The organism is Gordonia sp. (in: high G+C Gram-positive bacteria), from assembly GCF_049299075.1.
Lineage (GTDB): Bacteria > Actinomycetota > Actinomycetes > Mycobacteriales > Mycobacteriaceae > Gordonia.
Genome location: NZ_JBAQWU010000017.1, coordinates 1 through 11,145, shown reverse-complemented (window position 1 = coordinate 11,145; position 11,145 = coordinate 1). Strand labels below are relative to the sequence as shown.

The following is an 11,145-nucleotide window of genomic DNA, read 5'->3' as shown; positions in this document are numbered from 1 at the left end:
TGCTTGCCCTGGTACATCCAGTGCTGTCCGAGGGCCGAGCCGGTGTACGGGGCGAGCCATTTGAAGCCAGCCGAGTCCGAGGCTGGCGCGGCGACGATGGTGGTGTACTCCATGGCGCCAGACTCTTCGAGCGCGGTCTTGACGCCCGCGATGGTCGAGCCTTTTTGGCCAATCGCAACGTAGATGCAGCGAACCTGCTTGCTCGGGTCACCACTGGCCCAGTTGGCCTTCTGGTTCAAGATGGCGTCAATGCAGACGGCGGTCTTGCCGGTCTTGCGGTCACCGATGACCAGCTGACGCTGGCCGCGGCCGATGGCGGTCATCGCGTCAATAGCGGTGATACCAGTGGCGAGGGACTCCTCGACCGGCTGGCGCTCCAGCACTGAGGCGGCCTGCAGCTCCAGGACGCGCTCGCCCTCGGCCTCGATGGCACCCAGGCCGTCGATCGGCTGACCGATCGGGTTGATGACGCGACCGAGGAAAGCGTCGCCGACCGGCACCGACAGCACGTTGCCGGTCCGCTTGACTTCCTGGCCTTGTTCGATGTTCTCGTAGTCGCCCAGGATCACGGCGCCGACGGCATCCAGGTCGAGGTTGAGGGCGACGCCGCGAATGCCACCGGCGAACTCGAGGAGCTCATTCGCCATAGCGCCCGGCAGGCCGCTCACATGAGCGATGCCGTCGCCGGTGTCGGTGACGTGGCCGATCTCTTCACGAGTGGCCTCCCCGCGCACCTCCTCGGTGTAATTCTCGATCGCGCTCCGAATTTCATCGGAGGAGATGGTCAACTCGGCCATATTCCTGCCTGCTCTTCCTGGCTTGCTTAAAGGGTCTGGGAATCGTTTATTGCTTGGATGGTCACTGCATGTCGCGACGCAGAGCCGCGAGCTTGCCCGCAATGCTGCCGTCGATACGCTCATCGCCCACGCGGACGACGACCCCACCGAGCAGTTCGGGATCGATCTCGACATGCAGGGTGACCGGCGCGTCGAAAATTCGGGACAGCTTCTGGGCCAACTCGGTCCGCTGCTTCGCGGAGAGTTCGCCAGCGGATGTCACGTAGGCCACCTTGCGGCCGTTCGTCGCCGCGGCCAGTCCGGAAATCTCGTCGAGCGCATCGCCGGGTGCTTGGTGGCCGACCAGCACGGCCTGCACAGCGAGCCGCTCGGTCACGTCGTCGACTTTGCCGCCGATCAGACCGGCCAGCAGTGTCCGGCGGTCCTCCCGGCTCCGCGAGCGATCGGACAGCGCCAGCTCGAATGCCGGATTGTCCTTGACGAGGCTGGCCAACCGGAACAATTCCGCTTCGACGACGTCCAGGCGGCCTTCCCGCTTGGCGGCCAGCAACAGGGCTTCCCGGCCGAGCGCCTGCAGGGCGCGAGCCAGATCGCCATCGCGCGACCAGTGCCGGGCAGCAGCCGAAGCCACCATGTTCCGAGTCACGTCGTGGACCTTGCCGGTAAGTACGGCGGTGGCCACTGCGGCCCGCGCGTCCGGAGAGGTGGACGAGTCGGCCAGCGCAGTACGCAGGGCCCGGTCGCTTCCCACGGTATCGGCGACAGTCATCAGTTCTTCACCGATGGCGATGTCGTCGGTACCGGTGACCCCCCGCAGGGCGGTCTCGAGCTCGACGCGTGCGCCCTCCAGGGCTTCGCGGCTTGACGCTGCGTACATCTACCTACATTCCTTCTAGTGGCGTGACACGACTGGTGGCGTGAACGACGGCGACGGTCGCAGGTGCGGCGAGGAACCCCCCGGCATGAGCCGGGCTGCTCGCGCGCCGACCTGCACCTGTCTCCGTGGTCATCGTCACTTAGTTGGCAGTCTGCTCGGCGTCGAGCTCCGCGAGGAAGCGATCGACGGTGGAGGCCTGCTTCGCGCTGTCCGACAGGTCGCCAGCGACCAGCTTCTCGGCAAGGTCGATCGACATGCGGCCGACGTCGCTGCGCAGTTCAGCGACGACTTGCTGCCGCTGGGCGGCCAGCTGGGTCGCGCCGTTGGCGATGATCCGGTCGCTTTCTTCGGTCGCCTGAACCTTCATCGTGTTGATGATCTGCGTGCCTTGCTGGCGCGCCTCGTCACGAATCTCGGCTGCCTCTTCGCGAGCGCCCGCAAGCTGCTCACGATAGGCGACGAGCGAAGCGTTGGCTTCGGCCTGTGCCGCCTCGGCGCGCTGGATGCCGCCTTCGATGGTGTCTCGACGCTCATCGAGGACCTTCTGGTAACGCGGAGTCACGTACTTCCAGAAGACGAAGAGAACGACGGCGAAGGCGACCAACGACCAGATGATGTCGTACCACGCTGGAAGCAGCGGGTTGTGCTTCTCGCCGCCCTCGGCGGCGAGAAGAAGAATCTCAGTGGTGTTGATCATGTCGATAGCTCAGATCAGAAGATGAAGCCGACGACGATACCGATCAGCGCCAGCGCCTCGGAAAGTGCAATACCGAGGAACATCGTGGTGCGGATCTGGCCGGCCAGCTCGGGCTGACGGGCGATACCCTCGATGGCCTTGCCTGCCACGATGCCCACGCCGATGCCCGGGCCGATGGCGGCCAGGCCGTAGCCGATGGCACCGAAGCCGGAGCCATTGAAGGTCGTGGTGGTGTCGGCGAGAGTCTGGGCGATGTAGCTCATCTTTCGATTCCCTTTTCTTTCTTAGTGGCTCCCCGCCCGGGCGGACGAGTGAGTCAGTCTTGAGGTATTGCTCGGTCGGGTTAGTGCGAGTCGGCGTGCAGCGACAGGTCGATGTAGACCGCCGTCAGCAGCGCGAAGATGTAGGCCTGCAGCACGATGATCATCAGCTCGAAGAGCGTGAAGCCGATACCGGCGATCAACGAGAACGGCGTGAAGATCACGTGCCAGGTTCCACTGAGCAGGAAGTACTGCGTAGCGGCGAAGAACAGCACCAGCATGATGTGTCCAGCCAGCATATTGGCCATGAGTCGGACGGTCAGCGTGAACGGACGCAAGACGAAGGTCGAGATGAACTCGATCGGAATCAGCAGCGGCTGGATCGCCAGCGGCACGCCGGGCAGCACGATCGAGGACTTGATGAAACCGAAGAAACCGTACTTGGCGATACCCACCCACATGTAGGTGATGTACGCGGTGGCGGCCATCACGATGGGCATGCCGATCCGGGCATTCGACGAGATGTTCAAAAACGGGATCACCGACGACAAGTTCAGGAACAGGGTCGCAAAGAAGATCGACGCAATGATCGCGAAGAACTTGCGGCCGTTCTCCTTGCCCAGGATCTCTTCAGCGATGTTGATGCGGACAAAGTCCAGCATGCTCTCGACCACGTTCTGCAGGCCGCGGGGCACCAGCTTCGCGCGGCGCATGCCCAGGGCGAACAGTCCGGCGACCAGAACCGAGATCACGATCCGCATGATCATCAGACGGTTCATCTGGAAGAACTCGGAGCCCTGGAACAGCACCGCCTCCGGGAAGAAGTCGTTCAAGGTCGGCGTATGGAACTCATCGGCAGCGAGCAGGAGGCCCTGCTCGGCGGTGGCCAGGATGACGCTCAGCGTTCTCTCCCGTGTTCGGGACCTGGAGAGTCAATCCAACTCTCGGTCCGATCGGCAATCGGTGCTTCAGTGACGGCGGCCATGGTGACCGGTCTCGCGCTCAGAACTTTATCAAGTGGTTACCCGCAGAGCCGAATCAGGTGGCGTTTTCCATCGGCGCGTCGGGCGGAAACAGTCCTACTATGCGACGTAGTAGCAGGTCAGCAGCCCTACTATGGCGCTGGTCACGTCACCGGCGCGGTCGTGTCGTCACCCATTGTCACTGGTGTCGACGGCGTCGTCGATGTACGGGGCTTTGGTGGTCAGGACTCCCCACACCTCCGAGCCGAGCACCGCGATGATGGCGCCGATCAACATGCTGACCAGTGCCCCCTTGGAATAGAAGTCCATATTGCCCAGAATGGCCATCACCACCAGCACCACCACCATCTTGATGAACCACGAACCCATGACCGCGGCCATGGTGACTGACGGCGACAGCTTGGTGGTCGCCATGATGGTGACGACGGTCAGCAAAATGAAGCTTCCGCCGACACCGGCGCCGATCAATACGCCCCACACTCCCGGCAGACCGGCCAGCGGCCACCAGATGAGCAGGCCGATCGCGGTCAGCGCCGCCAGCCCGAGCAGTCCGTAGCGCAGGCCATTCTTCAGCGAGGCGAGGGTGTCGTAGCTCTTCTGGTCCAGGGCGGCGTCGTCGGCGGGCTCGGGGCGTTCACTGTTGTCGGGCACGCCGCCTAGGCTAGCTGCGCGAAGTACGGCGACTCAACCTGGGAGCGAAGGTCGCCGCCAACGCGATGAGCAGGCCGACCACGAAGAACGGTGCGACCGAGAGCGGCGAGAACAGTGTGCTGGCGGCCACCGAGAGAGCCAACACTCCGACCCACAGGTAGATGACCAGCGCGACGCGCCGTTGCGAGTGCCCCAGCTGCAGGAGGCGATGGTGCAGGTGCATCTTGTCTGGCGTGGCGAAACCAACGCCGGCGCGGGTGCGGCGGATCACCGCCAGCACCATATCCAGCAGCGGAATAAACACGACCGCGGCGACCAGGATGAGCGGCGAGAGCAGCGTGAACATATCGGCGGTGCCGTAGGCGCTACGGGCCGGGCGACCGGAGGCGCTGGTCGACGCGGCGGCCAGCATCAGCCCGATCAGCATGGCGCCGGAGTCCCCCATGAAAATACGGGCTGGCGAGAAGTTGTGCGGGAGAAAGCCCAGGCAGGCTCCGGCTAGCGCGGTGGTGATCAGCGCCGGCGGGTAGTAGCTGACATCGCCGCCCTGATCGCGCAGCAGACCGAGCGAGAAGATCAGGATCGCCAGCGCGGTGATCAATCCGAGGCCTGCGGCCAGACCGTCGAGTCCGTCGACGAAGTTGATGGCATTGATGGTGGCGACGGTGATCAGCACGGTCACCAGCCCGGCCTGCAGCGGGTCGAGGACGACGGTGCCGATGTCGGCGAACGGGACGTACAGGAGATACCAGCTGACGCCCATCAGCACTAACACCCCGGCGGCCGTGACCTGTCCGGCGAATTTGGTGAGCGCGTCCAAACCCCACCGGTCGTCGATGACACCGACCAGCACGATCACCAGGCCCGCCGTCACCACCGCGGTCATATCGTGCGAATAGGCGAACCCACGGTTGAGCGCAGGCAGTTGGGCGGCCAGCGCGATAGCGCACACGATGCCCACATACATGCCCAGGCCGCCGAGTCGCGGTGTCGGGATCACGTGCACATCGCGCTCGCGCGGCACCGCGACGGCGCCAGCCCGGACCGCTAGAACCCGCACCAGTGAGGTGATCAGGAACGTCACACCCGCCGCGGTGAACCCGACGAGCGCAAGCTCCCGAAGCGGAACGCCGGCACCACCGACCCCGTCGAAGGCAAGGGTGTCGATCGACGTCACTGGCCGCGCAGCTCGTCGACGGTCAGGTCGAGTACGTCGGCGATCTCCTCGATCGGCACGGCGCCCTCGCGCAACACCACCGGCGTCTGGCCGGTGAGGTCGACGATGGTCGACGCCAGCGCGTGATCGGCCGATCCGCCGTCGAGGTAGACCGCGACCGAATCGCCGAGCTGACTGCGGGCCGCGTCGACGGTGGCCGTGGGCGCGCCGCCGGAGATGTTCGCGCTGGACACCGCCATCGGACCGACCTCGCGGAGGATCTCGATCGCTACCGGGTGCAGGGGCATCCGGAGCATCACGGTGCCGTCGCCGTCGCCCAGATCCCAGGCCAGGGACGGTGCCTGCTCCACCACCAGGCTCAGGCCGCCGGGCCAGAAGGCCTGCACCAGGGCGCGCGCCTGTGGGCCGACTCGCTGGACGAGACCGTCGATGGTGTTCCAGGAGCCGACCAACACCGGGACGGGCATGTCCCGTCCGCGGCGCTTGGCCGCCAGCAGTGCGGCCACAGCCTCGGAGTCGAAGGCATCGCAGCCGATGCCGTAGAGGGTGTCGGTGGGTAGCACGACCAGCCGACCGCCGCGCGCGGCGCCTACCGCGGCATGCACCCCGGCCGCCCGCTCATGCGGGTCACTGCAATCGTAGACAGCGCTCACGAGTTCCATCCTTGCACGGCCGGGACATCGGCTCGGGTAGCGGTGACATAACGTGGGCGTCCGGCCAGATCGCGGTGGTTCGTCACATCGGCGAATACCCCGGCATCGGCCAGGACAGCGGCGGTCTGCGCCGCGGTGGTGTCGTCGTGCTCGATCGCCGTCGCACCGCCCGGCACCAGCGCGGCGGCGATCTGCGGCACCAATTCCACGATCAGGTCCATCCCGCTCTCCCCCGAGAAAACCGCGATCGCCGGGTCACAACGTACCTCCGGCGACACGGGCGCGGCGGCCGGCACGTACGGCGGATTGCTGACGATAAGGTCGCACTCCCCGATCGCCGCCCATATGCGCGGGTCGGTGACATCGCCAGCGCGCACCTGGATGCGACGGGCCACCGATGCCGGTTGCGCCGCCACGTTTCGGCGCAGATACGCCAGTGCTTCTGGGGAACGTTCGACGGCGATCACTGCCGCCGCCGGGACCGCGGTGGCGATCGCCAGGGCGAGTGCGCCGCTGCCCGAACAAGCGTCGACGACGCGCAGCGGCGCGCCGGTCGGGCGGGCGCGCAGGAAGGTCGTCGCCCATTGGGCAAGGAGTTCGGTTTCTGGGCGCGGAATGAAGACTCCGGGCCCCACCTCCAGCTCCACCTCGGCGAATACCGACTGTGCTGTCAAGTGCTGCAACGGAATTCGCTGAGCGCGGCGACTGATCAGTGCGTCGAAGGCGGCGCGCTCAGCTGCCGCCACATGATCGACCAGGAGCAACTTTCCTGGATCGACACCGAGTACATGCGCGAGCAACCATGTGGAATCGCTGGCCGCACAGTCGATTCCGGCGGCGGTGAGGACAGCGGCACCCGCCGAGCGCAGCGCAGTGGCCGAGAGCTGGCTAGCGGTCACTGCTGTTCGAGGCGGGCCTGCTTGTCGGCCTCGACCAGCGCATCGAGCAGGGCTTCCATGTCGCCGGCGAGCACCGCGTCGAGATTGTTGGCTTTATAGCCGATTCGGTGATCGGTGATCCGATTCTCGGGGAAGTTGTAGGTACGGATGCGCTCGGAACGATCGACAGTACGGATTTGCGCGGCGCGCCCAGCGGAGGCCTCGGCAGCGGCCTGTTCTTCGGCGGCGGCCTGCAACCGGGCGGCGAGGACCTGCATGGCACGCGCCTTGTTTTGCAGCTGGGAACGCTCGTTCTGACAGGTCACGACGATACCCGTGGGGTTGTGCGTGATGCGCACAGCCGAGTCGGTGGTGTTCACGCCCTGCCCGCCCTTACCGGAGCTGCGGTAGACGTCGATGCGCAGATCGGATTCGTCAATAGCGACCTGGGCAGTCTCGTCCGGCTCTGGGTAGATCAGCACGCCAGCGGCCGACGTGTGGATCCGGCCCTGCGATTCGGTGACCGGCACCCGCTGTACGCGGTGCACCCCGCCCTCGAACTTCAGGCGTGACCACACCCCGTCGCGACTCACCTCCCGCGCCTTGATCGAGAGGGTCGCATCCTTGTAGCCGCCCAGATCGGACTCGGTGATGCCCAGCACGGTGGTCTTCCAGCCCCGGCGCTCGCAGTATTTGAGGTACATGCGGACCAGATCGGCGGCGAACAGCGCCGACTCCTCGCCGCCTGCACCGGACTTCACTTCCAGCACCACATCGTCGCTGTCGTGCTCGTCGCGTGGGGCAAGCAGGTCGGTGAGGGCGGCATCGAGTTCGGCGACGGTGGTCGTCAGCGAGACCACCTCGTCGGCGAACGCCGGATCGTCCTCGGCCAGTTCCCGGGCGGCGGACAGGTCGTCGCGAGCAGCGACCAGCTTGGTGTAGGTCGCCATCATCGGGGCGAGTTCCGCGAAACGCTTGCCCACACGGCGGGCCGTGTCCGGATCATTGTGCAGCGACGGATCGGCGAGCTGCTGCTCGAGACCGGCGTGCTCGGCGAGCACGTCGTCGATCGCGGTGGCCTGCCTGGTCACTCCGGTACCCACTTTCTGCTGGAAAATACTGTGCAAATAGCAACGACGCCCGGTCCGCGACCGTGGGAACGATCGTGAGCCGGGCGTCGGGGGAAAGCTACTTGGTGCGCTTGCCGTACCGCTTCTCGAAGCGAGCCACGCGGCCGCCGGTGTCGAGCAGCTTCTGCTTGCCCGTGTAGAACGGGTGGCACTGTGAACAGACTTCGACGTTGATCCGGCCGTTCTTGGCGGTGCTGCGGGTCTCGAAAGTGTTGCCGCAACCGCAAACGACGGTGGTCGCCTCGTAGGCGGGATGGATGTCCTGCTTCATTCTTAGGGTCCTTAATCTCTGTGGTCGCCGGGTCATCGGGCACAAAGCACTCGATGTGAACCGGAACCGGACTGACCGATCGATTATTCCACAGCCGCACCGTCGGCGCCGAATCCACCCGGTCGGACCGAATCGTCGCACGTGGCAGAATCCGAAGACATGACCACTGATCGCACAGACCGCCCGGCGAAAAAACCCCGTTGGTCGCGGCGTAATCCGTTTAGCGCGAAGGTCGTCGCGAACAACCTGCTGACCTCACCGGAGAGCGACAAAGAGGTCCGTCACCTGGTGCTCGACATCGGCGAATCCGGCCTGGAGTACCTGCCCGGCGATGCGGTCTCCGTGCTGCCGAGCAACGACCCGGACCTGGTGGCGGCCATCATCGCGCGGCTTGGTGTACCGGGAGAGACGGAGATCACCGATCGCAAGGGCGTGCAGTCGCTCACCAACGCACTGACGCACGGATTTGAGATCACCTCGGTCTCGCAGTATCTGCTGAATCACCTTGCGACGACACTGGACAACGCGGTCGCGGCCGACCTGCTGGCCGCCGATCGGGCCGAGCTCGACACCTGGTCGCGCGGTCGTGACGTGCTCGACCTGTTGAACCTCGAGCCGGATTGGTCGCCGACCCCGGAGGCCCTGCTCGCCGAGCTGCGCCCGCTCGCCGCGCGCACCTACTCGATCTCGTCGGCGCCGCATGTGCACACCGACACCCTGCACCTCACGCCGGCCACGGTCCGCCACCGCGCTACCGATGCGTGGGGGGATGGCCGTGATCGCGGCGGCGCCGCGTCAGCCTACCTGGCCGACCGCGTGCAGCCCGGCGATCTGGTCGGCATCTACCTGACCCCGAACAAATCGTTCCGGCTGCCCGAGCCGGACACCGACATCATCATGATCGGTCCGGGCACCGGCATCGCCCCATTCCGCGGCTTCCTCCATCACCGGTCCACCGAATCCGGCAGCGGCCGCAACTGGCTCTTCCACGGGGCCCGCCACCGCGACCACGACTTCCTCTACCGTGAAGAAATCAGTGCGATGCACACCGAGGGCGTCCTGGACCGGCTCGACGTCGCTTTTTCACGCGAACAGGAAGAGAAGGTGTACGTCCAACACCTCATGGACGGCCACGGCGCGGACATCTACCACTGGCTGCGGGACGGCGCGGTGCTCTACGTGTGCGGCGACGCCGACGAGATGGCCCGCAGCGTCGACGAGGCGCTGGTGGCGATTCTCACCGAGCACGGGCCGCACGATGAAGTGTCGGCCCGCGCCCGGATCGCCGAACTGCGCGCCGAGGGCCGCTACCTCCGCGACGTCTACTGACCCCCGCTCCCTGAGCCTGTCGAAGGGTCGCCCCGCTCCCGCTCCCGGACGCCTACGCGTCCCACACTCCGGATGACCCTCGCCGGTGCGAGTGAAGCAGGTGCGTGTCGACGATGCCGACCGCTTCCATCAGTGCGTACATCGTCGTCGGGCCGACGAAGGCGAATCCTTTGGCACGCAACGCTTTTGCCAGCGCCGCCGACTCCGTCGATTGGGTCGGCACCTCGGCTATCGTGCGCGGCCGCGGCGTCTGCCCGGGCTGAAAACTCCAAATGAACTCACCCAGTCCCCCATCAGACCGCATCTCGACGGTGGCCCGGGCGTTGCCGATCGTCGCGGCGATCTTGCGCCGGTTCCGGACGATCGCGGCGTCGTCCATCAGTCGAACGACGTCCTTCTCGCTGAACGCGGCGACCGCGTCCGGGTCGAAACCGGCGAACGCCGCCCGGAAGGCCGGGCGTTTGCGCAGAATCGTCGCCCACGACAGTCCAGACTGGAAAGCCTCCAGGCTGAGCCGCTCAAACATGCCGCGCTCATCGCGCACCGGCATGCCCCATTCGGTGTCGTAGTAGTCGCGCAGGAGTGGATCGACGGACGCCCACGCCGGGCGGGCCAGTTGATCGGGGCCCACCACCACGCCCGTGCGGGGCTCGCCGCTCACCCGGCCCCTTCCAGTGTGAGCAGCGCACCTTTGGCGGCCAGGCCGCCGCGGTAGCCGCCGAGCGTGCCATCCGAACGCAGCACCCGGTGGCATGGCACCACCACCGGGAGTGGATTGGTGGCGCAGGCGGTGCCGACGGCGCGCACGGCACCCTGATTGCCCACCTGCTCGGCCACCTGCTTGTACGTCTGCGTCTGCCCGTAGCCGATGTGTGGGAGGTACCGCTGCACCGTCTGGCGGAACCCGGACGAGAGCGCGTAGTCCAGCGGCACGTCGAAGTCGCGGCGCGTCCCGGCAAAGTACTCATCCAGTTCGGCGGCCACCGGGTCGAGGCGGCGCGGCGCCTCCAGCACCCGCGGCGAGATCTGGCCCGCGAGCTCCGCAAGCACCTCGTTGTTGTCCTCGCACTCGAAGGCCACCCGCACCAGGCCGACCGGCGTCGCCGCGATCAGCAGCCGCCCGATCGGCGTATCCAGGGTGCGGTAGGCGACGTCGAGCAGCCCCTGATCGGCGGCCTCGGCCACCAGTCGCGCACGCAACGTCGTCAATGCATCGTCCTCGCTCATCGGTCACCCTCCCAGTCGTCGCCGCAGATCTTCCGGAGTGCTTTGATGCCGTCGGCGCAGGCGCGCCGTACCGCGTCGGCGCTGCCGCCGATCAATGCCGCGGTCTCGGTGTGCGGTAGGCCGCCAAAGTAGTGATACGCCACGGCGAGCCGCTGGCGCTGCGGGAGCGCGGCCACCGCCGTCCAGATCTCGCCCCCGGCCGGGGTCTCGGGGGC

Annotated in this window: 14 protein-coding genes and 1 pseudogene; 1 reads left to right on the top strand and 14 read right to left on the bottom strand. The window is 66.3% G+C overall.

What is annotated here, in order from left to right:
* The 11 genes and pseudogenes from WAW85_RS00785 to rpmE all read right to left on the bottom strand — a co-directional run.
* Positions 1-797: pseudogene (locus tag WAW85_RS00785) on the bottom strand (F0F1 ATP synthase subunit alpha); the annotation flags it as partial.
* A 61-nt stretch (positions 798-858) separates the two neighbouring features.
* Complete coding sequence (locus WAW85_RS00780) at positions 859-1,674, bottom strand: F0F1 ATP synthase subunit delta (RefSeq protein ID WP_422557764.1); 816 nt, start codon at positions 1,672-1,674, stop codon at positions 859-861.
* A gap of 139 nt (positions 1,675-1,813) precedes the next feature.
* Positions 1,814-2,371 (bottom strand): F0F1 ATP synthase subunit B, encoded by a 558-nt coding sequence (locus tag WAW85_RS00775; RefSeq protein ID WP_422557763.1) that lies wholly within the window; start codon positions 2,369-2,371, stop codon positions 1,814-1,816.
* Positions 2,372-2,385: 14 nt separating this feature from the next.
* A complete protein-coding gene (locus tag WAW85_RS00770) occupies positions 2,386-2,634 on the bottom strand; it encodes an ATP synthase F0 subunit C (protein WP_422557762.1) in 249 nt (82 codons plus the stop codon).
* Positions 2,635-2,714: 80 nt separating this feature from the next.
* On the bottom strand, positions 2,715-3,533 hold the full coding sequence (gene atpB, locus WAW85_RS00765; protein ID WP_422557766.1) for a F0F1 ATP synthase subunit A: 819 nt from the start codon (positions 3,531-3,533) through the stop codon (positions 2,715-2,717).
* Positions 3,534-3,782: 249 nt separating this feature from the next.
* The gene (locus WAW85_RS00760) at positions 3,783-4,265 is read right to left on the bottom strand and encodes a hypothetical protein (protein WP_422557761.1); all 483 of its coding nucleotides are present in this window, start codon (positions 4,263-4,265) and stop codon (positions 3,783-3,785) included.
* Between the two features lie 10 nt (positions 4,266-4,275).
* On the bottom strand, positions 4,276-5,433 hold the full coding sequence (locus tag WAW85_RS00755) for a glycosyltransferase family 4 protein (protein WP_422557765.1): 1,158 nt from the start codon (positions 5,431-5,433) through the stop codon (positions 4,276-4,278).
* Between the two features lie 5 nt (positions 5,434-5,438).
* The gene (locus WAW85_RS00750; protein ID WP_422557760.1) at positions 5,439-6,095 is read right to left on the bottom strand and encodes an L-threonylcarbamoyladenylate synthase; all 657 of its coding nucleotides are present in this window, start codon (positions 6,093-6,095) and stop codon (positions 5,439-5,441) included.
* Entirely contained in the window at positions 6,092-6,994 is a 903-nt protein-coding gene (gene prmC / locus WAW85_RS00745) for a peptide chain release factor N(5)-glutamine methyltransferase (RefSeq protein ID WP_422557759.1), read from the bottom strand. The genes WAW85_RS00750 and prmC overlap by 4 nt, the downstream gene beginning before the upstream one ends.
* The gene (gene prfA / locus WAW85_RS00740) at positions 6,991-8,064 is read right to left on the bottom strand and encodes a peptide chain release factor 1 (protein ID WP_422557758.1); all 1,074 of its coding nucleotides are present in this window, start codon (positions 8,062-8,064) and stop codon (positions 6,991-6,993) included. The genes prmC and prfA overlap by 4 nt, the downstream gene beginning before the upstream one ends.
* A 97-nt stretch (positions 8,065-8,161) precedes the next feature.
* Positions 8,162-8,374 carry a 50S ribosomal protein L31 gene (rpmE, locus tag WAW85_RS00735; protein ID WP_422557757.1) on the bottom strand — a complete coding sequence of 71 codons (213 nt, stop codon included), beginning with the start codon at positions 8,372-8,374 and terminating at the stop codon, positions 8,162-8,164.
* Positions 8,375-8,533: 159 nt separating this feature from the next.
* Here rpmE and WAW85_RS00730 point away from each other — a divergent pair, with 159 nt between their 5' ends.
* The gene (locus WAW85_RS00730) at positions 8,534-9,703 is read left to right on the top strand and encodes a diflavin oxidoreductase (RefSeq protein WP_422557756.1); all 1,170 of its coding nucleotides are present in this window, start codon (positions 8,534-8,536) and stop codon (positions 9,701-9,703) included.
* 52 nt (positions 9,704-9,755) lie between these two features.
* Here WAW85_RS00730 and WAW85_RS00725 read toward each other — a convergent pair whose 3' ends face one another.
* From WAW85_RS00725 to WAW85_RS00715, 3 genes are all read right to left on the bottom strand, one after another.
* Positions 9,756-10,364, bottom strand: coding sequence for a DNA-3-methyladenine glycosylase I (locus WAW85_RS00725; protein ID WP_422557755.1), 609 nt, complete (start codon positions 10,362-10,364; stop codon positions 9,756-9,758).
* Complete coding sequence (locus tag WAW85_RS00720; protein WP_422557754.1) at positions 10,361-10,930, bottom strand: methylated-DNA--[protein]-cysteine S-methyltransferase; 570 nt, start codon at positions 10,928-10,930, stop codon at positions 10,361-10,363. The genes WAW85_RS00725 and WAW85_RS00720 overlap by 4 nt, the downstream gene beginning before the upstream one ends.
* A partial coding sequence (locus WAW85_RS00715) for an RNA polymerase sigma factor (RefSeq protein WP_422557753.1) occupies positions 10,927-11,145 on the bottom strand: 219 nt, incomplete at its 5' end. The genes WAW85_RS00720 and WAW85_RS00715, both read right to left, overlap by 4 nt.

Bases quoted from the DNA above. Each gene is read 5' to 3' on its own strand.
- WAW85_RS00780 (WP_422557764.1), bottom strand. From the start codon at position 1,674: ATGTACGCAGCGTCAAGCCGCGAAGCCCTGGAGGGCGCACGCGTCGAG.
- WAW85_RS00775 (WP_422557763.1), bottom strand. From the start codon at position 2,371: ATGATCAACACCACTGAGATTCTTCTTCTCGCCGCCGAGGGCGGCGAG.
- WAW85_RS00770 (WP_422557762.1), bottom strand. From the start codon at position 2,634: ATGAGCTACATCGCCCAGACTCTCGCCGACACCACCACGACCTTCAAT.
- rpmE (WP_422557757.1), bottom strand. From the start codon at position 8,374: ATGAAGCAGGACATCCATCCCGCCTACGAGGCGACCACCGTCGTTTGC.
- WAW85_RS00730 (WP_422557756.1), top strand. From the start codon at position 8,534: ATGACCACTGATCGCACAGACCGCCCGGCGAAAAAACCCCGTTGGTCG.
- WAW85_RS00720 (WP_422557754.1), bottom strand. From the start codon at position 10,930: ATGAGCGAGGACGATGCATTGACGACGTTGCGTGCGCGACTGGTGGCC.